We start from the raw sequence: 21,731 nt of genomic DNA, 5'->3' as shown, positions 1-21,731 counted from the left end.
GGGTGCCCACATCACCCGCCCTCGTCCTTCGAGGCTCCGGCTGCGCCTGCGCACCTCAGGATGAGGGCTGATCGTCTACGCCTTGCTGGCAAGTCAAAGGCGGCGTGAGCCATGACGTCCGGCTAAATTCTACGCTTGCAGTGTCTCTGCTCCCCGCGCGCCCAATCCAGCCTCATCCTGAGGTGTGGAGCCCGAAGGGTGCGGCCTCGAAGGATCGGAGGCTGGCCGCCGCGGGTGCCCACATCACCCGCCCTCGTCCTTCGAGGCTCCGGCTGCGCCTGCGCACCTCAGGATGAGGGCTGATCGTCTGCGCCTTGCTGGAAATTCAAATGCCGGCGCCGCTGTGACGTCTGGCTAATCTACGCTTGCAGCGTCTCTGCTCTCCGCGCGCCCAATCCAGCCTCATCCTGAGGTGCGAAGCCCGAAGGGCGCAGCCTCGAAGGATCAGAGGCTGGCCAGCACCCCTCCTTACTTCGCCGAAACCGGTCCCCGCTTCGACAAGCCCGGCAGCGCCTCGTAATCCAGCGCAATCAGCGCTTCCTTCTTCCGCCGGGACCAGCCTTTGACCTGCCGTTCGCGCGCGATGGCGTCAATGATGCGGTCGTAGGTCTCGGTAAAAACCAGCTCGACCGGGAGACGTTTGGCTGTGTAGCCGTCGTAGATGCCGGCATTGTGTTCCCAGACGCGCGCTTCGATGTTCTGCTTGGTCAGCCCCGTATAATAGGAGCCATCGCGGCATCGAAGAATGTAGACGGTTACTTCCATGGCCAGCCCCCAACGATTTAGAATCGCTACCATGACGGGTATTCAGGCAGCAACCCGCCCTCGTCCTTCGAGGCTCCGGCTTCGCCTGCGCGCCTCAGGATGAGGGCTGGTCGTTTGCGTCATGCCGACCCTGCTCCCTCCTTGCTATCGCTTGGTTTGCCGCTGGATTTTTGAGAAGGGTCGCTTTGCCACCCTTTTCTATTTTTCAACGCAGGCTTGCTCTGACCGCCTAACCGACCCGCCGCGGTCAGACTGCGCGGCGTGCAGCGCCACCGGTCGAATAGGCAGGGAAGTCCGTAAAACCCACTTCGCCGCGTCGGGTGTAATAGGTCGAACGATCCGCTTCGGCCAACGGCCAGCCGTGCTTCAGACGCTCAGCAAGGTCCGGGTTTCCGATGAATGGCCTGCCGAAGGCGATCAGGTCCACCAAACCGGTGTCCAGCGCTTCCTGAGCGCTCTCGCGGCTGGTGAAGCCGCCGGCCCAGATGATTGCGCCAGGAAACGCCGCCCGAACCTTGGCAAGCACAGCATGGTCGACATGGTGTTTCTCGAACTCGGCACTCTCCATGTTTCCCGCGGGCATCAGCTCATAGACCAGATGCATATATCCGACACCGCGGCGACCCAATTGCTCGGAAACATACAGCAATGTCTCCTCCGTAAGAGGGTCCGCCGGGATATCGTTGAACGTGCCATAAGGAGCCAGGCGAACGCCCACGCGCCCCGGACCCAATTCATGCACCGCCGCGTCGACGACTTCCATCAGGAAGCGCGTGCGATCTTCGACGCTACCGCCTCCGTAGCGATCGGTGCGCGTATTGAGGACCGAATTCATGAACTGCTCGAACAAATAGCCGTTGGCCGCGTGGATTTCGACCCCATCAAAACCGGCCTTCCGCGCGTTGGCGAAGGCTTGGGCAAACGTTCCGACCAAAGCCGATACTTCATCCGCCGTGAGAGCTCTTGGCATACCTGCGCGCATATAGCCCAGCTTGCCATCCGGGCCGTGCGCAAAGACATCCGAATTTTCGGCACGCTGCTCGGTCACACCCCAGGGGGCCTCACCATTCGGCATTCCCAACGGATGGGCCATTCGCCCGACATGCCATATCTGAGAGAATATCGTGCCGCCTTTGCGGTGGACTTCATCAGTCACCAGACGCCAGCCCTGCAGTTGGGCGTCCGTGTAGATACCCGGTGTCATGGCGTAACCGTTACTAGACGGGTGAACGTCGACCGCCTCGGAGACGATCAGTCCGGCAGTGGCACGTTGCCCATAGTAAGTAGCCATCAATTCATTGGGAACGTCGCCCTCGGACGTCCGCGTGCGTGTCATGGGCGCCATGACAATCCGGTTCTTCAGTTGAACGGTGCTGGCGAGCCATTGAGATTCGAACAGGTCCACCATAGATACTCCTTCGGTTGTTGCTGATCGAAGGCTTACCTATTGGCAGCTATCCCAATCTACACACCCTTTGGTCAGTGGTGGCAAATGAACATCATCAAGAGACTGCCGGGCTTGCCGGTCGAGCGTGCGCTGGGTGTCATCTCAGGGCGCTGGAAGGCGGTTATCCTCTATGCGCTGCTGGATGGCCCGCAACGCACCTGCGAGCTGGAGACGCGCATTGCGGGCATCACGCAGAAGGTGCTGATCGAGCAACTGCGAGCGCTTGAGGAACATGGAATGGTGAGCCGACAGCCGCGCGCGGGGGATTCTCAGGGGATCGAGTACCTGCTCACGCCGCTCGGCGAAAGCCTGCAGCCCATCTTGGATTCCCTTATCGAATGGGGAGCCCATCACGCCAGGGAGCTCGATGAGGCCCATAGGCTTCTGCCATGCGATGCTGTCGTTCGAGATCATACGACTACTGGTTATCGCTGTTCGAAACGTTCGGGTGATTAGGCGCTCGAAAGGGACCCGTGATCGAGACCGCTGGAGCAATAGAGCTAGCATTTACGCCAGGTTTATGACGGCATTTGCTGTCGCGTACTGCCGTCAGCGCGAAGAAAGAAGAGCTCTCTCCCGGCGAGCAAGCGTCATCCATCGCCGATGTCAGAGCCACGCCAGATGATTTTACGCTGGCTCCCAGATTCATTTTGCTGCGCGATCACAAACGATGTGAATTGACGGACACAAAGCGCGATGTATATCTTTTTTCAAGATAAATATCATGAATATTTTCATCATCTTATCGTCGAGCATACGGGCTTTTGCCCTGTCGCCTGCGCTTTCTGCCACCAGGGGAAAGCCGAGGAGAACTAAGTGAAATTGAAGCATATCCTAGTTGGCCTGTTGGGCGTTGTGATCGTCGCCTGCGCGGGTTTCTTTGCCATTGCCTGGAAATCCGCGATTGCGCCGATCACGCCGCCGGACCGCGCATCCTTCGATCAGGCGCTGGTCCACAAGGGCGCGATGCTGGCCGCGGTCGGCAACTGTACAGCCTGTCATACACAGCCGGGAGGCCACTCCTTCGCCGGCGGCTTTGCGCTGCCGACGCCCTTCGGCACCATCTATTCCAGCAATATCACGCCGGATCCGGAAACCGGCATTGGCACCTGGTCGGAGGCAGCCTTCAACCGCGCCATGCGCGAGGGCGTCAGCCGCGATGGCAAGCATCTCTATCCTGCCTTCCCCTTCGACCACTTCACACTGGTTTCTGATGAGGACAACAAGGCGCTTTATGCCTTCCTGATGACCCGACCGCCGGTCAAGCAGACGCCGCCGGCAAACGAGCTGCCGTTCCCGCTGAATGTCCGTCTCGTGCTCGCCGGCTGGAAGACGCTGTTCTTCAACGAGGGCGCCTATGAGAACGTCGCGTCAGAAAGCGCGGAGTGGAACCGCGGCGCCTATCTCGTCAACGGTCTCGGCCATTGCGGCGCCTGCCATACGCCGCGCAACGCGCTCGGCGCCGAAAAGGCTGATGCGCATCTGGCCGGTGGCCAGGCCGAGGGCTGGACGGCCTTCGCGCTCGACGCCAGTTCGCCGGCCCCGGTTGCGTGGACTCAGGACAGCCTCTATGCCTATCTGCGCCAGGGCTGGCATCCGGACCACGGCGTGACCAACGGCCCGATGGGCGAGGTAACGGGCAATCTCGGCCTGCTGCCCGATTCCGATGTCCATGCGATCGCGACCTACCTTGCTTCGCTGATGGGCACGCCCTCCCCCGAGCGGGTGCAGAAGGGTGAGGAGATCCGCAAACAGGTCAGCGACAGCCTCGCGCTTGCCAGCGCGCCGGCACCGGCAGCCGATACGCCGACCGGCCGCGGCCAGGCGATCTACGAGGCGGCCTGTGCCACCTGTCATGACGGGAGCCGCCCCCTTCCCTTCGGCGGGATCAACTTTCATCTGAGCACCACGATCAATGCGCCGGATGCGCAGAATGCGATCAATACGGTGCTCTTCGGCCTGCCGGCAGCAAGCGGTCGCCAGAGCGCGATCATGCCCGGCTTTGCCGCAACGATGAATGACCAGCAACTGGCCGATCTGCTTGCCTATCTGCGCGACAATTTCGCCGGCAAGCCGGCCTGGACGGATGTGGCAAGCCGCGCAGCCGATACCAGAAATGGAAAGTTCCAGGTCAGCGTCCGGCCGTCCGACGGCATCGAGCGCGGCCCCGATAATATAGGAGCGCAAGACCAATGATGAAGCTCAACGTTAATGGCGCGGCCCACGAGGTCGAGGCCGATCCCTCCACACCGCTCCTCTACGTGCTGCGCAACGATCTCAAGCTGAATGCAGCCAAGTTCGGATGCGGCATGGGCCAGTGCGGCGCCTGCACGGTCATGGTCGACGGCGAGGCGATCTTCTCCTGCCTCACCCCGATCATGTTGCTCGAGGGTCGGCAGATCAAGACGGTCGAGGGCCTCGGCACAATCGACAATCCCGGCCCGATGCAGCAGGCCTTCATCGAGGAACAGTCGGCGCAATGCGGCTATTGCATCGCCGGCATGATGATGCGGGCGCAGGCACTGCTGGAGTCCAACCCCGACGCCACCGATGCCGATATCCGCACGGCGCTCGAGCCCAATCTCTGTCGCTGCGGCACGCATATGCGCATCCTGAAATCCGTCCAGCATGCGCGCGAGCTGATGAAGTCGGCCTCGGCCGCCCCCGCCTCCGCCGGTTGAGGAGAAAGAAGATGAACGCCCCCACTTTCCTTGACGTCACCCGCCGCGGTTTCCTTGCCGGTTCCGGCGCCCTCGTCGTCTCCTTTGCAATTCCGGCAGAAACCTTCGCCCAGGAAGGCGAAGTCGCCAATGCCCCGAAGCCGGTTGCCCCGAAGCTGCAGGGCAGCCTCGCCGACACGCCGTCGCTGGATGCCTGGATCCGCATCGATGCCGACAACTCGATCACGGTCTATACCGGCAAGGCCGAGCTCGGCCAGGGCACCAAGACCTCGCTGCGCCAGATCGCGGCCGAAGAGCTTGAAGTGGCTCCGGCCCAGATCAACCTGATCACCGCCGATACGGCGATCACCCCCAATGAAGGCTACACGGCCGGCAGCCAGACGATCCAGAATAGCGGCACGGCCATCCGATATGCGGCCGCGCAGGTCCGCCAGATCCTGATCGCCCAGGCGAGCGGCAAGCTCGGCGTCCCGGCCGAAGAGCTCAAGGCCGACGGCGGCAAGGTGATCGCTCCCAACGGCGCCTCCGTCGCCTACGGCGATCTCGTCTCCGAGCAGATGCTGCATATCGATGCCGACCCGACCACCAAGATCAAGTCTCCGGACAGCTATCGTGCCATCGGCAAGCCCTTCGCCCGCGTCGACATTCCCGGCAAGGTGACCGGCGGCGAAGCCTATGTGCAGGACATGCGGCCCGAAGGCATGGTCCATGCCCGCGTGGTGCGCCCGCCGAGCTATTCGGCCAAGCTCGTCGATCTGGACGAATCCAAGATCAAGACGATGCCAGGCGTGATCGCCATCGTGCGCGACGGCGATTTCCTCGCCGTCGTGGCCGAGCAGGAATTCCAGGCGGTCAAGGCAATGCGCGCCATGACTGCCATCGCAAAATGGCAGGAACAGGCCGCGCTTCCGGACCAAGACCAGCTTCCGGCATTCCTCGAAGCCAACGTCACCGAAGTCGGCGTCGTCACTTCGGTCGGCGCGGAAACGGCCGAGGGCGTCAAGACGCTGTCTGCGCAGTTCACCCGCGCCTACCAGATGCACGCCTCGATCGGTCCGTCCGCCGCCGTCGCCGTGTTCAAGGACGAGGCACTGACCGTCTGGACGCATACGCAGGGCGTCTACCCGGACCGCAAGGCGATCGCCGAAATGCTCGGCATGCCGCCGGAAAAGGTGCGTTGCATCCACACGGAAGGATCAGGCTGCTACGGCCATAACGGCGCCGACGATGCGGCAGCCGATGCGGCGCTCATCGCCACCGCGCTTCCCGGCCGTCCGGTGCGCGTGCAGTGGATGCGCGATCAGGAGCATCTGTGGGAGCCCTATGGTCCCGGCATGCTGACCCGCGCCAATGCGACGCTCGATGACAAGGGAAACATCGTCAACTGGCATTACGATCTGTGGAGCAACAACCACGGAACGCGTCCGGGTTCCGCCGGCTCGATGCTCGCCGGCCGCCTGATGGCCAAGCACTTTCCGCCGGATCCGGCCAAGCTGCAGATTTCGCCGCTCGGCAATGGAGACCGCAACGCCATCCCGCTTTACGACGTCCCGAACCAGCGCGTGAACTGGCATTTCGTTCCAGACATGCCGGTCCGCGTTTCCGCGCTTCGCGGCCTCGGTGCCTACTGCAACGTCTTCTCGATCGAGAGCTTCATGGACGAGTTGGCGGAAGCCGCCGGCGCCGACCGCGTCGAATTCCGCCTCCGGCACATGAAGGATCCGCGGGCCCGGAAGGTCATGGAGGTAACGGCTGAGAAGTTCGGCTGGAGCAATGATCCGCTGCCGGCGGGCAAGGGCCGAGGCTTTGCCTTTGCCAAGTACAAGAACCACGCCGCCTATCTCGCCATTGCGCTGGAAGCGGACGTGGATGCCGAGACCGGCAATATCCGCATCTCGCATGTGGTCTCGGCGGTCGATTGCGGCGAGGCGGTTGCCCCGAACGCCATCATCAACCAGACGGAAGGCGGCATCCTGCAATCGATGAGCTGGACGCTGTACGAGGCGGTGCATTTCAACAACACCCGCATCACCAGCCCCGACTGGTCGGCCTATCCGATCCTGCGATTCAGCGCGGTTCCGGACAGCATCGAGGTGCATATCGTCGACAATCCCGGCCAGCCCTATCTTGGCGTTGCGGAAGCAGCCCAGGGACCGACGGGGGGAGCCATTGCCAACGCCCTCAAGCACGCGACCGGCAAGCGCATCTACGACCTGCCCTATACGCGGGAAAGGGTAAAGGCAACGCTCGGCGCCTAAGCCGGTTATGCCTGTACGTGCCTAGAGCCCGGCCAGAGTGCCGGGCTTTTTTGTGCTCGTCGGTCGAGGCTTCTAAGTGGATCAATGTCGGACAGACGCTCGAAACCGATCCGCGATCGAGAGCACTGGAGTAGAGCTCGCATCGACATCCGGTTCACGAGGATACGTCGGCCTCAGCACTGCCGAAGGTTTCGCGTCAAGGTTTGAAGCTCCTTGAAACCCTTGTAGCGCTTGGCATGAAGATCGGCGATCAGGCCTTCCGCCGGTTGGTATGCCTGCGCGGCGGCGGACAATTTCGTCATGGCGTCGCGTACATCCGAAGACACCCTGCCAGCGACCGCTGCCAGGATGGCGGCACCCAGCAATACGGGTTCCTCAGCCTTGGTTGCGACGACCGGCTTGCCGCTCGCGTCGGCGAGCAGCTGGCGAACGAAATCGTGCTGGCCTGCGCCGCCGCTGATGACGATATTCTCGATGGTCACGCCCGCATCAGCCTGCGTATCGACGATCTGCCTGAGTCCGTAGCCGATGCCGCAGAGCCCTGCGACATAGAGGAGAACCAGGCTGTCGATATCCCTCTCCATCCCGAGACCGGCGATGATCGCGCGGGCGTGCGGATCTGCAAATGGCGCACGATTGCCGAGGAACTCGGGAACAACATGCAGGCCGGTCACGAGCTTGACTGCTTCCGAAGGACGGCCTGCCTTTTGCGCAGCCATGTCTGCCAGCAGAACCGGCAGTGGAACTCCGGCGCGCTTCGAAAGCTCCCTCGCCCCTGCGGCGGCCGGATGGAAGGACAGAAGATGGTCTATCGCAGCGCCGGCAGCGCTCTGGCCGCCCTCGTTCAACCACATTCCCGGCACCATTGCCGAATAGTAGGGCCCCCAGACACCGGGTACGAAGGCCGGCTCTGCCGTCGACGTCATCGTGCAGGACGAGGTGCCGAAAACATAGGCCAGATTGGCTTGCGGGCCTGCCCCGATGCCCACGGTTCCGATCCCGCCCGCATGAGCATCGATAAGTCCGGCAGCAACCGCCGTTCCTGGGTGGAGGCCAAGCTCGCTGGCAGCGGCCTCGGTCAGCCCCTGGCCGAGTGCTGAGCCGGGCTCGACGATGGCCTGCCCGATGCGGGCGAACCCTTCGTCCGCCAGCGTGCCAAGGCCGATCTGGTGAAAGTAATCGGCATCCCATCGCTTCTCATGAGCAAGATAGGTCCATTTGCAGGTGACCGTGCAGGTCGAGCGCGACAGGTCCCCCGTCGCCCGCCAGGTCAGGAAGTCCGCAAGGTCGAGGAATTGCCATGCGGCATCGAACACCTGCGGACGATTCTCCTTGAGCCAGAGAAGCTTGGGGGTTTCCATCTCGGGCGAAATGCGACCGCCGACATAGCGCAGCACGTCGTGGCCAAGCGCATTGATGCGCTCCGCCTGTGGGACGGCGCGGTGGTCCATCCAGACGATGATGTTTCGTTCCGGATTTTCCGAAGGACCGACGGGAAGCGGCTTTCCGCCCTTCCCGAGCACGACGAGCGAACATGTGGCGTCGAAGCCGAGACCCGCGACGGAAGCGGGATCGACCCCGGCCGCGGCGACGGCTTCACGCACGGCCCCGCACACGGCTTGCCAGATCTCGGTGCTCGATTGCTCGACTATGGCGCCTGGTTCATGGAACAGCGTGATATCCCGCTTGGCGGACGCAAGCATCCGCCCGGTCAGGTCGAACACGCCCGCGCGGGCGCTGCCGGTGCCGACATCGACGCCGATGACATGCTTGGCACCCGCTGGTGGCGTGTGGGATGTGTCGCTCATGGTCTCTCGCTTTAAATCGGCAAGGTTCGGGTTCTATTGCGTTCCGGCAACCGGAACTGTCAACACTTAGAGGTCGACGCTGTTCGGCAGGATCACGAGGTCGCGGATCGTCACGTTGCGCGGTCTCGACAGCATGAAAAGAACAGCTTCGGCCACTTCCTTCGGCTGCATCAAGCTGCCGTTGGCAAGCGCCTCGTCCAGCTTCGCCTTCGGCCAGTCGTCAAGCAAGGCGGTCACGACCGGTCCCGGCAGCACCGCGCCGACGCGCACGCCATGTGGCGCGACCTGACGGCGTGTGGAGTGGACGAAAGCCTGCACGGCGAATTTCGAAGCCGTGTAGATCGGCTCCCATACGACCGGCACGACGCCCGCAACCGAGCTGGTGAAAAGGATATCCCCCGACTTCTGGGCGATCATATGCGGCAGCACCGCATGGACCGAGCGAAACGCCGCATTGATGTTGAGGTTGAGCATGCGGTCCCAGGCGTCCGGGTCACCTTCCGCGACCGGCCCGCCGATATAGGCGCCGGCATTGGCGTGGAAGATATCGAGCCGGCCGGCCGCCTCAAGAATGCGAGGCAGCATGCCGGAAACCTGCTTTCCATCGAGAAGATCGACCACCAGCGGGAGAGCGCCCGCGCCCATCTCGTTGCAAAGAGCCTCGAGCTTCTCCCTGGCGCGATCAACGAGCACGACGGTTGCACCTTCGGCATGAAGTGTGCGGGCGCACTCCAATCCGATGCCCGATGCCGCGCCCGTGATGGCGGCAACCTTGCCTTTCATGAGGTCAGTCATGACGAATACTCCTTGGAAATGCGGTCAGGCGCGTCCATGGCTGACACGTGAGCGACGGGCGAGCGAATCGACAATGACGGCGATCGCCAGAACCGCGCCGGTGATCATGTAGCGCAGGGAGGAGCTGAGATTGAGAAGAGTGAGCCCGTTGGAAATCGCCTGGATGACGATGATGCCCAACAGGGCGGAATAGGCGCTGCCACGGCCGCCGAAGAGGCTTGTGCCGCCGATGACTGCCGCGGCGATGGCGTTGAGGTTCACGTCGCCCGTGCCTGCCTGCTGGCTGGACGAGGCAAGTCGCGAAGCCGAAAGGATGCCGCCGATGGTGGCGAGTGTCGAGCAGAGCACGAAGGCGCTGAGATAGATGCGGCGCACGTTGATGCCCGCTCGGCGTGCCGCCTCGCGATTGCCGCCGACCGCGAACATCGAGCGTCCCCATTTCGTGCGGGTCAGCATATAGTTCAGGATCACGGCGAGCGCGACGAAGAGGCCGAACATCCACGGCACGCCGCGGCCGAGATTGAGGTAGTAGGCCGCGAACTCCAGCGCCACAGTCAGCACGATGGCCTTGATTGCGAGCGCGCCGAGCGGTTGCGAAGAAAGATTGACGGATTGACGCTGCCGCCGGTTTCTCATTCCGTTCACGACGATCGCGATGCCCGGCAGGAGCGCCAGCAGATAGGAAAGCCAATCCGGCATGACGAGGATCTGGCCGAAGCGGACGAGCGACGATGCGTAGGGCAGATTGATGCTGCCCGTGGGCCCAAGGATGTAGAGCTGCATGCCGAGGAGCGCGAGCAAGCCCGCCAGCGTCGAAACGAAGCTCGGCATGCCGAGCCGGTTATAGAGAACCGCGTAAAGGCAGCCGACGACGAGACCCGCGACGATCGCAACCAATATCGCTGCGACCGCTGGCCAACCGGCATTCACCCAAAGCACGCCGAGAATTGCCGAGGAGAGGCCGCTCATCGACCCGACCGAGAGATCGATTTCGCCGAGCATCAAGACGCAGACGATGCCAAGCGAAATCACCCCGACGGTGGCGCAATCGAACAAGAGGTTGACGAGGTTGTTCGGCGCGAGGAACACGGGGTTGAGAATCGAGAAGACCGTCGAGATGACGATGAGGCCGACGGCAACCGGCAGCATGCCGAGATCGCCCGACCGCACGCGGTCGAAGAAAGCCTTTGCCATTCCCAGAATATTGTCGTCGTGCCTGACGCGTTCGTCGCTGCGGTCGAGAGCCGCGGCCGGCCTGCTGAGGGTGTCGGGCGTCTTCTGGGTCATACCGGTCTCCCGCTCGTCTCATGTATCGTGCCGGCCTTGCGCTCGATCCGCCGGGAAACGGCGTTTTCGGTTGCGCCGGTGATTGCGGCGACAAGGTCGTGATTGGATGCGTCTGGCGTAAAGACGCCGTTGTTGCGGCCAAGCCTGAGCACGACGATGCGGTCTGCCACCGCGCGCACGTCCTCCATGTTATGGCTGATGATGATGACGCCGAGGCCCCGCTCGCGGACGCGGTCGATCAGGTTGAGGACTTCGGCAGTCTGGGCGACGCCGAGGGCTGCGGTCGGCTCGTCAAGCATGATGATCTTCGGGTCGAGCAGCAGCGAGCGGGCGATCGCAACCGTCTGGCGCTGTCCTCCCGAAAGAGACGCGATGGGCTGACGAACGGACGGAATGCGCGCAGCAAGCTCTCGGAGGAGCGTCCAGGCGCGAACTTCCATGGCCACCTCATCGAGACCCCACGGAGAAAGCTCGTGGCCAAGGAAGAGATTGGCGACGACATCGAGGTTTTCGCAGAGCGCAAGGTCCTGGAACACGGTCGCGATGCCGAGTTCCAAAGCCTTGCTCGGACTATCCAGCGTGACGCTGCTGCCGCAGAACTCGATCGTTCCGGAGGACGCCTGATGAACGCCTGCAAGTATTTTGATCAACGTCGATTTGCCGGCGCCGTTATCGCCGACCAGCGCCACGACCTCTCCAGCCTTCACCTCTAGTTCGATGTCGGCCAGCGCCGAAACCGCTCCGAAATGTTTGGAAACATTGCTGAGCCGGAGGATCGTCTGTCCTCTCTCCGGCATACCCTTGACGTCCGTAATCATGGCTGTAGCCCTTCTTGCCGCTCGCGCATCCGGCCGCGACGAACACGGCCGGAGCACAATGGGCGAGTTTAGTTGGTGATGCCGAGCTTCTTGCAGCCGTCGGCGTATTCGCCGGTGCAAATCTGCTCGGGCGTCTGGATCTTCTTGTCGAAGATTTCGGCCTTGATGTTCTCAGCCGTAACGACGGCGGGGATGAACAGTTCCGACGGCGTGTTGTAGAGCGTGGTCTTGGCCTTAGGCTGTTCGCCCTTGATCATCTGCACCGCCACGTTGGCGGCGGCAGCGGCGACGATCTCGGAGGGCTTCGAAATCGTGTTGTACTGGTCGCCGGAGATGACGAGCTGAAGCGCCGCGATCGTTGCATCGTTGCCCGTTACCGGCGGAACCGGATTCACACCGGCTGCCTTGAATGCGGCAATCGCGCCGCCGGCCGTACCGTCGTTGGCGGCGACCACACCCTTGATATCCTTGCCGAAGCGGGTGATCTGGCCGGCGGCCCACTCCTGCGCCTTCGGCGGCGCCCATTCCGGCGTGTCGTATTCCGCGAGCGTCTTGTAGGCGGATTCCTTGAGGCCGCGATGGATGCCGTCGCGGATCAGGCCCGCGGCCGCGTCGGTCGGCGAACCGTTGATTTCAAGGATGCCCGCGCCGTCTGGAGCGCCGGCAGCCTTGAGGTGCTCGACCAGAGATTTCGCGATCGCATAGCCGATACCTTCGTTGTCGAAGGAAACGTAATAGTCTGCCGGCTTGTCCGGGATCGGACGGTCATAGGCAATGACCTTGACGTCCTGCGACTGCGCGATCTCGACCAGACCGGCCGCAGCGGCGGAATCCACCGGATCGAGAACGATCACCTTGGCACCCTGAGCGATCACCGAATTGAATTGCTGCTGCTGCAGCGAGGCGTCGGCATTGGCATTCTGATAGACCACCGTGCACTTCGGGCAAAGCTTTTCCATCTCAGCCTTGAAGCCGGGGAAGTCGTGCTGCTCATAGCGTGTGGATGCCTGGTCCGGCATCAGGAAAGCGACCGTAGCGGCCTCTTGAGCCGAGGCTACGCCGGCAAACCCCATGACGATGGTCGCCGAAGCCATAAGTAAATTACGATAATTCATTTTCTCCTCCTTTGTGTGATCAAAATACAGGCATTGCCATTGCCGGAAGTCACCACTGTCAGTTCCGTTTCTCGCCCCTTTCGCCGCCGAAAAAACGACGATCAGTGCGCCTCCTGCAAAAGGACATCCTCTCCGCGTCCTTCTTGAAACTGCCTCCCTGCGTCGGCGCAAAGCCAACTTGCTTCATCGATAAAGCAGCCTTGCTCAATCGATGAAGCAAGAATTGCCACTTCTCTCGATTGGTGTCAAGTTACCGCCGAAACGGAGAAGGACGATTTGACTCAAGTAAGGCAGACGAAGAGAACGACAATCTACGATCTGGCAGAGCTTGCCGGCACATCCGCGAGCGCCGTCAGCGCCGTGCTCAACGGCAATTGGAAGAAGCGCAGGATCAGCAGTCAGCTTGCCGAAAAGATCATGCGGATCGCGGAGGAACAGGGTTACGCTCTGAACATGCAGGCGAGCCTGCTCAGGCGCGAGAAGTCCCACATCATCGGGATGATCGTTCCGAAATACGACAACCGCTACTTCGGCTCCATCGTCGAACTCTTCGAAGACATGGCACGTGCGCGCGGCCTTTTTCCGATCATCACCTGCACGCGCCGCGATCCCGAACTCGAGGTTGAGGCGGCGCGCACTTTGCTTTCCTATCAGGTCGAATGCCTTATCGCGACCGGCGCGACTGATCCCGACCGGATCACCGAGATGTGTGCGGCGGCAGGCGTCCGCAGCCTGAATCTCGACCTCCCCGGCGCGCTTGCCCCGTCGGTCATATCGGATAACTTCGCGGGAGCCCGGGAACTGACCCGGCGCATTCTGCTCAATTGCGAGCGCAGGCTGGGAAGGAAGGAGTCACTCCTCTTCATTGGCGGGCGAGGCAGCGATCACAACACATCCGAGCGCATACGAGGGTTCCGCGAGGCCCATGCGGAACTGGGCGTCGCCGTTCAGGAGGAGAATATTCTTGCCTGCGGCTATGCACCGGAAAAAGCCGAAAAGGCGCTCGACGATCTCGCTCTTCGCGGCAATGCGCCGGCTAAAGGCATGTTCGTCAATTCGACGATCTCGCTGGAAGGAGTCATGCGGTGGATTCGCCGCTCCGGCCACCTCGACGACCGCAACCTCGTCCTCGGCTGCTTCGACTGGGACCCCTTCGTGACTTTGCTCGGAAACGGGATCGAGATGGTGCGGCAGGACGTACCGGGAATGTTGAAAAAGGTCTTTGAGATCATCGAATCCGGATCGAACAAACCCGTGTTTATCCAGGTCCCTCCCCTCATTCCAGACGCGCAGAACATATAGATAGAGCAGCCGATTTTACGCCAGTAGCCGCCCGCCCCGCAAGCGCGACAATGTTCCTCGTAGCTATTCGCCGTATCATGGGCGGTCGCAAAACGATCGGCAGGCGCTGCAACGTCTTGGCGGAGATCGACCGTTCGCGAGCCACACCAACCTCCTTGAAGCCGGGTTCGACTAAAGCGTGCGCTGTGCGGCGCTGCGGTCGCCCGTATAACATATATTCGCTTACGCTAATATTAAGATGGGTTTAAAGTTGATCTTCCAGGCGGCTCGCCCGAGGCCGGCCGCGAGGATGTCTATGAGGGGAGGAAACCATGACGTGGGTCGATCACAACATATCGCATATTTGGGGTAGGTCAGTGCTCGGCGCGGCTGTGCTTGGCATGGGCGTGCTACTGACGGCAGCGGTCGCCGCCGCCGGCTCCGTGGACAAAACCCCATTCGGAAAGACGCAGGACGGCAAAGCCGTCGATCTCTACACGCTCACCAACGACAAGGGCGCGTCTGTCAAATTCATCGCCTATGGCGGCATCATCACGGCGATCAACGTACCCGACCGCTGGGGCAACCTCGGCAACATCGTGCTCGGCTTCAAGGAACTCGCCGACTACGAGTCCAAGAATCCTTATTTCGGCGCCTTGATCGGACGCTACGGCAATCGCATCGGCAGCGCGAAGTTCTCACTGGACGGCACGCAGTACCAGCTCGCCGCAAATAACGGACCAAACAGCCTGCATGGCGGCAAGAAAGGCTTCGACAAGGTTGTCTGGGCCGTCGAGCCACTGACCGGCGGGAGCGGCGCTGCGGCGCGGCTCAGCTACACGAGCAAGGATGGCGAGGAAGGCTATCCCGGTGCGCTTACGGTCGGGGTCACCTATACTCTCACCGACGACAACGAGCTGCGCATCGATTACGAGGCGACGACTGACAAACCAACGGTGGTTAATCTCACCAGTCACTCCTACTTCAACCTCGCCGGCGACGGCGTGGGCGGGATCGGCGATCATATCCTCACGATCAACGCCGATCGCTACACGCCGGTCGATGCGACCCTGATCCCGACCGGACAGCTCGCCTCGGTGAGCGGCACGCCGTTCGACTTCCGTCAGGGGATGCCGATCGGCGCACGCATCCGCGCGAACGACGAACAAATGATCTTTGGCCGCGGATACGATCACAACTTCGTCCTGAACCGGTCGGGAAGTGGCCTCTCGCTCGCGGCGCGCGCCTACGATCCGCGCTCTGGCCGGATCATGGAGATATCAACCACGGAGCCCGGCATCCAGTTCTACAGCGGCAACTTCCTCGACTCGACGCTCGTCGGCGCGGCCGGTCAACAATACCGCCAGACTGACGGCTTCTGCCTCGAGACGCAGCACTTCCCGGATTCGCCGAACAAGCCGTCCTTTCCGACGACGGTGCTGAAGCCGGGCGAAACGCTAAAGTCGACGACGATACACAAGTTCTCGACCGATGCGTCCTAGAGCTAGAGACGCGTGCATCCCCGGCTGCGGAGTCCAGCCATGCCATATGTTGGTATGCGCCGAGCAACGTGGCGCTTAGCGGATGACAATTTCTGCTGCGAGGCCGCCGCCAAGACGATTGTAAAGCCTCATCCGGCCGCCGATCGCAGCGGTCAGCTGCTCCGCGATGGCGAGACCGAGACAGGAGGCTTCGAAAAGATCATCGAGACGCCGTGACCGGGCCGCAAGCATTTGCAGCCGGTCACGCATCGCGGGCAGCCTGAGCATCAGCCGCCACAGCCTGCACTCCGCGTGGCCGCGGCAATACCGGCATGTCGCGGGTGAAGATCGCTCCCTGCAAAGCGCAAGATCAGTCAAAACAACAGCAGGAACGGCAGAGAGGGCTTCTCGCCGAGCCCCTAAAAACGGTCACGCAAACTGACGCCCCCCAATACACGGAGCATTCCCATGGGCCGCATCCGCACATTCGCAAGCGCATTGATAGGAGCAACTCTCATGACCCAAACGATCGCAATAGCTGCCGAGGCCAACACCGATCCACGAATCGATCCCGAGATCCGGTCGTTCCTGGCTGAGATCAACAAGGACAGCAGCGCATTCTGGGAGCTGCCCCAACCGAAGCCGCAGGATATCCTCACAGGCCTGCAGTCCAAGACGCCTGTCGACATGAGCGGAGTTACGACGACAGAAAAGGTCATCTCCCAGGACGGACGGCAAGTGAAACTCTACATCATGAAGCCCGAACACTTGAGCGGAAAGCTAGGTGTCCTCTTCTTCATACACGGCGGGGTTTGGATCGTCGGGAATTTCGAGAACCATCAGCGTTTGCTCCGCGATCTCGTGGTCGGCTCCGGACAAGTTGGCGTATTCGTCGAGTACACGCCCTTGCCGGCCGCGAAATTCCCGACGCAACTCGAAGAGTCCTATGGTGCGCTGAAATGGGTCGCCGAACACGCTAATGAATTGGGCGCTGACGGCAATCGCATCGCCGTTGCCGGCAATTCCGTCGGCGGAAATATGACCGCCGCGCTTTCTCTCATGAGCAAGGATCGTAAAGGGCCCAAGATCGCGTATCAGGTGCTTCTCATTCCGGCAACCGACGCCAGCATGGACACCCAGTCGTATCACGAGTACGGAACAGGCCGATTCCTGGCCCGCGCATTTATGAAGTACGGATGGGATCTCTACGCGCCGGACGAGAAGACTCGAAACAATCCCTACGTTTCGCCTCTACGCGCAAGCAACGAAGAGCTAAAGGGCCTGCCTCCCGCGCTCGTCATCACGGCGGAGAACGATCCGTTGCGTGATGAAGGCGAAGCCTACGCCCGAAGACTAAAGGATGCGGGAGTCAAGGTCGATGCGGTTCGCTATAACGGCACGATCCATGATTTCGTGCTTCTGAACGCGCTTCGCAACGTTCCTTCCACGGACGCGGCGATCAAGCAGATCAATGATGGTCTGCGTCAGCACCTCGAGCCGATCAACAACTAGGTGGTCCGATCTGACCCGGCGGCGCATCGCACCGTCGGCTCAGATCGGTAAACAATAGCGCTGGCGCACGGATACAACGAATAACAGCACCGAGATTTGGCTCTTTATCAAAGAATTAGACCAAATTCTCCTATCCTGAGGTGCAGGTTGTGGCTGGTCATGGCCGACTGTAGACCGTCTAGGTCATTACCGTCGGACAGGCTGTTGCCTCATACTTGTTGGTGCGCTGACATGTTGGATGAACTGCATTCACAGGGTTACAGAAAATACCCTGCCTCCCGTCTGCTCAGGTCTTCGGGCGATTTGGGATGGTCGACGCTCTTTGCAGAGTTCCGGGCTCATTCCAGTTGTGAGGGACCGGGGGCTGAAGCGGAGGATCTGGAAATAGCGGTCATAGTCAGTGGCTCAGATGAAGGAGCGGTGACGTGCAAAGTCGGAGGAGAGCAGCGACGCGTTCGGCCTTCCGACGGCACGATCTGGCTTAATCCCATGGCCGCCAAAGCCGACGCAATCCACATCGCATCGGAAGAACTACAAGTCGCTCACCTTTATCTTCCATCCTCCGCTTTCGTCCGCCTGGCGACAGACTTCAGCGTGCCTCGGCTCCCCGGACAGTTGATCCGCTATAGTTCCGGCGTGCAGGACGGCATCATCAACGAGATTGCTTTGTCAATCCTACGCGAAATGTCGAATCCGACCACGTCCGGACGTATGCTGGTCGAAACTGCGTCGCTCTTTCTGGCGGCCCGACTCCTTCATGAGCACTCAGAGACTCCGGTACGTCGTTTAGAACGCCAGCCGACACTTGGACTGGATAACGTCAGATTGCGGCGTGTTCTTGCCTATATTGAAGAGCATCTCACCGAGGAAATTACAGTGAGCGATCTGGCGAGCATAGCGTGTCTGAGCGTCTTCCATTTTACGCGGGCATTTGCGGCCAGCGTCGGGACGCCACCGCATAGCTATGTAAGTGGACGCCGGCTGGAGCGCGCAAAGAAACTCCTCACGATCGGCCAGATGTCACTCAGCGAGATTGCCTTTGATTGTCAATATTCGTCGCAATCGAGTTTTACGCGCGCATTTCGACGCGCGACCGGCTTGACGCCGGCGAAGTTCAAGCAGGCCGTCCGCTAGTAAAAATTCCGGCGAGAGGGAAGCAACCCTTGAAGGCGCTCGAGCGTCAGCTAGCGGATGACAATTTCTGCCGCGAGGCCGCCGCCGACACGGTTGTAAAGTCTCATCCGGCCGCCGATGGCGGCGGTCAGCTGCTGCGCGATGGCGAGACCGAGACCGGTTCCGCCGGTCTCCCGATTGCGGGATTGCTCAAGCCGGAAGAAAGGCTGCATGGCAGCCTCGAGCTGATCTTCCGGAATGCCCGGGCCGCGATCCATGACCACAATGGCGATGTCGCCGCCTTCTCCTCGCTCGACGCTGATCTCCGCCGAGCCGCCGAACTTCAGCGCATTGTCGATGAAGTTCGAGAGGATGCGGCGAAGCGCATGCGGCTTGGTGGCGACCGTTCCACTCACCATACTGCTGACGGAGACTGGCTTTCCCGTATCCTGGTAGTCGTAGCAAAGGCTCTCGATGAAGGATGCGAGATCAATGCGCGAGAGCTTCTCTCCATTTCCATGCGCGCTTCGCGCATAGGCGATCCCGTCCTGAACGAGGCGCTCGATCTCGGAGAGGTCGTGCAGGAGCTTCACCCTCTCCGGAGAATCGTCCGCCATGTCGGCACGCAAGCGCATGCGGGTAATCGGCGTCTGGAGATCGTGGGAAATGGCCGCCAGAATCTGCACGCGCTCCTCGAGGTAGTGCGCAATTCGATCCCGCATGGCATTGAAGGCCCTTGCCGCGTGGGCAACCTCGCTCGGGCCCCTGTCACTCAGGCCCGGGCTCTTCTTGTTCGGATCCAGCGCATCGGCGGCGGCCGCAAGATCAGCGAGAGGGCGGATCGCCAGCCGTACCGCAAACCATGTGCAGAAGATGATGAGCAGCATCTGGATGGCAAAAACATAGGGCAGCCATTCGGCGATCGGCATGACGCCCTTCGGCGTAATGTCGATGGTCAACGGGCTGCCATCACTCAAGTTCAGGTGCGCCTGCAATCTGCTCACATCGCCGGGGATCGCTTCGACGCGCAGCGGGAAGCGAGGGCCGACCGCCTCTTCAATCCTGGTGGCAATCTCCGCACCCCGGCCGGATGTGTCCGGTACACCAGGGAGGCCTGACCCTAGCACAAGGCGGTAGTTGCCACGACTGAGCCGGTCGAGCCAATCGGCCCGCTCATTGGCGGGCAGCCGGTCGAGGATGGCGATCGACGTCGCGAGATCGCTTTCCAGCGTGCCAAGCATCACCGCCTTCGCGGACATATAGCGTTCGGTATAGAGCACGCTGAAGGAGAGCCCATAGGCAATTGCCAGCCCGACCAACAGGATGAGGAAGAGCCGGGACCGCAATGTGCTCGGCCACAGCCGTCTAGGATCGAAGGATTTCGCCGTGTTCATTGGCGAAGCTCCACGATTTCGACGGGAACCGAAAAGACATAGCCCTCGCTGCGAACCGTCTTGATATAGGCGGGTTCGCGCGCATCGTCTCCCAGCCGCTGACGCACACGGCTTACGAGCAGATCGATCGACCGGTCGAAGAGATCGGCATCGCGGCCCTGCGTCAGATTCAGGAGCTGGTCGCGGTTGAGCACGCGCTGCGGGTGATCGATGAAGACACGCAGCAGGCGGTATTCGGCGCCGCTCAGGGCAACCGCGGTCCCGTCCTTGTCGAGCAAGTGACGGGCGACGGTGTCGAGCCGCCAGTCCCCGAAGCTCAGCAATTGTCCGGCCTCGCTGATCTGAAGGTTGGGCGGCAGCATCCGCGTACGCCGCAGCACCGCTTTGATTCGGGCGAGAAGCTCGCGCGCTGCAAAGGGTTTCGGAAGGTAGTCGTCCGCACCCATTTCCAGTCCGAGGATACGGTCCATTTCATCGCTGCGTGCGGTCAGCATCAGGATCGGCGTCGCCTTGTGCCTGCCGGCGCGAAGCTCGCGGCAAAGAACCAGTCCGTCGTCACCGGGCATCATCACATCCAGCACGATCAGATCAACGGCATTCGCCTCCAGGAAGCTGCGCATCTGCCGCCCATCGGCGGCGACCGTCGTCCGCAGGCCGTTTTTCGTCAGATAGCTCGACACCAGTTCGCGGATTTCGCGATCATCGTCGACGATCAGGACGTGATCGATATGGTCCATATTGAAACCCCCTTCCCCACCGGCATGGGCGGCTGCGCCGCCCACTCGCTTTAGACTTCACACATTCGACCCAAGGCGCATACTGCTGCAATGGGAGCAACAAGCTTCGCAGGACTATCGTCTAGCTAAAAATGATCGACATCTATAACCGCTTGCGCGAACGCCTGCGGGGCCTCCTGAGGAAGGTTATGGCCGATCCCGCCGGTAATGGTGCGATGCTCGTATTTGCCGGAGAACTTACCGGCATAGGACGCAGGCTCGGGATGCGGCGCTCCGTTGGCATCGGCCTCCATCGTGATCGTCGGCACCGAGATCTTCGGCCCCGTGGCGAGCGTCTTTTCGTAAGCATCGAATTTAGCCTCGCCTTCGGCAAGTCCCAGGCGCCAGCGATAATTATGGATGACGATGTCGACATGATCGGGATTGTCGAAGGATTCCGCGGATCTGTCGAATGTCGCATCGTCGAAGTTCCACTTCGGCGAGGCCGTCTGCCAGATGAGTTTTGCGAAATCCCGCCGATTGCTTTCGTAGCCGAGACGTCCGCGTTCGGTGGCAAAATAGAACTGATACCACCAGGCAAGCTCCGCCTTCGGGGGAAGCGGCTTCCTGTTGGCTTCCTGGCTGCCGATCAGATAGCCACTGACCGAGACCATCGCCTTGCAGCGCTCGGGCCACAGCGCCGCCATGATGTTGGCGGTCCGCGCTCCCCAGTCGTAGCCGGCAACGATGGCCTTCTCGATTTTGAGCGCATCCATGAGCGCGATCATGTCGGCAGCCAAGGCCGACTGCTGGCCATTCCGGGGAGTTTCGGTCGAAAGGAACCGGGTCGTGCCGTAGCCGCGCAGATGAGGCACGATCACGCGATAGCCGGCGGAGGCGAGGAGCGGTGCAACATCGAGGAAAGCGTGGATGTCATAGGGCCAGCCATGCAGCAGCAGGACAACAGGGCCGTTTGCCGGGCCTGCCTCGGCATATCCGACATCAAGCAGCCCGGCGTGCACCTGCTTCAATGCTTCGAAGGATGTGTTGCTCCCGGCTTTGATCGCCGGCAATTGTGCAGTGGAAGTCTGTTCAGATTGAGCGCTGGCAGTTCTGGTCATGCCGAGTTCGATTGCCGCAACGGCCACGGCAGCCACGCCGAAGAAACGGCGGCGGTGCAGGTTGATTTCCTCTGACATTGGTCTCTCCTGTCGAATTGTTCACAAGCGGCAGATAACCGGCCGCGTGTATCCGCGATGT

19 protein-coding genes are annotated in these 21,731 nt (G+C 61.4%); 8 read left to right on the top strand and 11 right to left on the bottom strand.

Annotation, left to right across the window (positions count from 1 at the left end):
• Positions 1-468: 468 nt before the first annotated feature.
• The gene (locus ACPYOJ_RS23780) at positions 469-765 is read right to left on the bottom strand and encodes a GIY-YIG nuclease family protein (RefSeq protein WP_481418436.1); all 297 of its coding nucleotides are present in this window, start codon (positions 763-765) and stop codon (positions 469-471) included.
• A gap of 247 nt (positions 766-1,012) precedes the next feature.
• Entirely contained in the window at positions 1,013-2,173 is a 1,161-nt protein-coding gene (locus ACPYOJ_RS23775; protein ID WP_481418435.1) for an alkene reductase, read from the bottom strand.
• An 84-nt stretch (positions 2,174-2,257) separates the two neighbouring features.
• Here ACPYOJ_RS23775 and ACPYOJ_RS23770 point away from each other — a divergent pair, with 84 nt between their 5' ends.
• From ACPYOJ_RS23770 to ACPYOJ_RS23755, 4 genes are all read left to right on the top strand, one after another.
• A complete protein-coding gene (locus ACPYOJ_RS23770) occupies positions 2,258-2,668 on the top strand; it encodes a winged helix-turn-helix transcriptional regulator (protein WP_481418434.1) in 411 nt (136 codons plus the stop codon).
• A 360-nt stretch (positions 2,669-3,028) separates the two neighbouring features.
• Positions 3,029-4,408 carry a c-type cytochrome gene (locus ACPYOJ_RS23765; protein ID WP_481418433.1) on the top strand — a complete coding sequence of 460 codons (1,380 nt, stop codon included), beginning with the start codon at positions 3,029-3,031 and terminating at the stop codon, positions 4,406-4,408.
• Positions 4,405-4,893 (top strand): (2Fe-2S)-binding protein, encoded by a 489-nt coding sequence (locus tag ACPYOJ_RS23760; RefSeq protein ID WP_481418432.1) that lies wholly within the window; start codon positions 4,405-4,407, stop codon positions 4,891-4,893. The genes ACPYOJ_RS23765 and ACPYOJ_RS23760 overlap by 4 nt, the downstream gene beginning before the upstream one ends.
• Before the next feature lie 11 nt (positions 4,894-4,904).
• Entirely contained in the window at positions 4,905-7,151 is a 2,247-nt protein-coding gene (locus ACPYOJ_RS23755) for a xanthine dehydrogenase family protein molybdopterin-binding subunit (protein ID WP_481418431.1), read from the top strand.
• A gap of 173 nt (positions 7,152-7,324) precedes the next feature.
• Here ACPYOJ_RS23755 and ACPYOJ_RS23750 read toward each other — a convergent pair whose 3' ends face one another.
• The 5 genes from ACPYOJ_RS23750 to ACPYOJ_RS23730 form a co-directional block, all read right to left on the bottom strand.
• Positions 7,325-8,959 (bottom strand): FGGY-family carbohydrate kinase, encoded by a 1,635-nt coding sequence (locus ACPYOJ_RS23750; protein ID WP_481418430.1) that lies wholly within the window; start codon positions 8,957-8,959, stop codon positions 7,325-7,327.
• Positions 8,960-9,025: 66 nt separating this feature from the next.
• Positions 9,026-9,754 (bottom strand): SDR family oxidoreductase, encoded by a 729-nt coding sequence (locus ACPYOJ_RS23745; protein WP_481418429.1) that lies wholly within the window; start codon positions 9,752-9,754, stop codon positions 9,026-9,028.
• 24 nt (positions 9,755-9,778) lie between these two features.
• Complete coding sequence (locus tag ACPYOJ_RS23740) at positions 9,779-11,041, bottom strand: sugar ABC transporter permease (protein WP_481418428.1); 1,263 nt, start codon at positions 11,039-11,041, stop codon at positions 9,779-9,781.
• Positions 11,038-11,859 carry an ATP-binding cassette domain-containing protein gene (locus ACPYOJ_RS23735; protein ID WP_481418427.1) on the bottom strand — a complete coding sequence of 274 codons (822 nt, stop codon included), beginning with the start codon at positions 11,857-11,859 and terminating at the stop codon, positions 11,038-11,040. The genes ACPYOJ_RS23740 and ACPYOJ_RS23735 overlap by 4 nt, the downstream gene beginning before the upstream one ends.
• A 68-nt stretch (positions 11,860-11,927) precedes the next feature.
• Positions 11,928-12,974, bottom strand: a complete 1,047-nt coding sequence (locus tag ACPYOJ_RS23730; protein ID WP_481418426.1) for an ABC transporter substrate-binding protein — start codon at positions 12,972-12,974, stop codon at positions 11,928-11,930.
• A 276-nt stretch (positions 12,975-13,250) separates the two neighbouring features.
• Between ACPYOJ_RS23730 and ACPYOJ_RS23725 the strand changes: the two genes are divergently transcribed.
• Entirely contained in the window at positions 13,251-14,276 is a 1,026-nt protein-coding gene (locus ACPYOJ_RS23725) for a LacI family DNA-binding transcriptional regulator (RefSeq protein ID WP_481418425.1), read from the top strand.
• 311 nt (positions 14,277-14,587) lie between these two features.
• Positions 14,588-15,757 carry an aldose epimerase family protein gene (locus ACPYOJ_RS23720; RefSeq protein ID WP_481418424.1) on the top strand — a complete coding sequence of 390 codons (1,170 nt, stop codon included), beginning with the start codon at positions 14,588-14,590 and terminating at the stop codon, positions 15,755-15,757.
• Between the two features lie 75 nt (positions 15,758-15,832).
• Here the strand turns inward: ACPYOJ_RS23720 and ACPYOJ_RS23715 are convergent, their stop codons facing one another.
• The gene (locus ACPYOJ_RS23715; RefSeq protein WP_481418438.1) at positions 15,833-16,024 is read right to left on the bottom strand and encodes a hypothetical protein; all 192 of its coding nucleotides are present in this window, start codon (positions 16,022-16,024) and stop codon (positions 15,833-15,835) included.
• A 228-nt stretch (positions 16,025-16,252) separates the two neighbouring features.
• Between ACPYOJ_RS23715 and ACPYOJ_RS23710 the strand changes: the two genes are divergently transcribed.
• Together ACPYOJ_RS23710 and ACPYOJ_RS23705 are read left to right on the top strand one after the other, a co-directional pair.
• Complete coding sequence (locus ACPYOJ_RS23710) at positions 16,253-17,248, top strand: alpha/beta hydrolase (protein ID WP_481418423.1); 996 nt, start codon at positions 16,253-16,255, stop codon at positions 17,246-17,248.
• Positions 17,249-17,479: 231 nt separating this feature from the next.
• Entirely contained in the window at positions 17,480-18,382 is a 903-nt protein-coding gene (locus ACPYOJ_RS23705) for a helix-turn-helix domain-containing protein (protein WP_481418422.1), read from the top strand.
• A gap of 50 nt (positions 18,383-18,432) precedes the next feature.
• Here the strand turns inward: ACPYOJ_RS23705 and ACPYOJ_RS23700 are convergent, their stop codons facing one another.
• From ACPYOJ_RS23700 to ACPYOJ_RS23690, 3 genes are all read right to left on the bottom strand, one after another.
• Positions 18,433-19,755, bottom strand: coding sequence for a sensor histidine kinase (locus tag ACPYOJ_RS23700; RefSeq protein ID WP_481418421.1), 1,323 nt, complete (start codon positions 19,753-19,755; stop codon positions 18,433-18,435).
• Positions 19,752-20,492, bottom strand: coding sequence for a response regulator (locus ACPYOJ_RS23695; RefSeq protein WP_481418420.1), 741 nt, complete (start codon positions 20,490-20,492; stop codon positions 19,752-19,754). The genes ACPYOJ_RS23700 and ACPYOJ_RS23695 overlap by 4 nt, the downstream gene beginning before the upstream one ends.
• Before the next feature lie 125 nt (positions 20,493-20,617).
• Positions 20,618-21,670, bottom strand: coding sequence for an alpha/beta fold hydrolase (locus tag ACPYOJ_RS23690; protein ID WP_481418419.1), 1,053 nt, complete (start codon positions 21,668-21,670; stop codon positions 20,618-20,620).
• Between the last annotated feature and the right edge of the window lie 61 nt (positions 21,671-21,731).

It is taken from the genome of Rhizobium sp. SVR5-9E, from assembly GCF_056755095.1.
The sequence above is the reverse complement of the archived record's forward strand: the minus strand, read 5'-3'. Positions and strand labels throughout refer to the sequence as shown.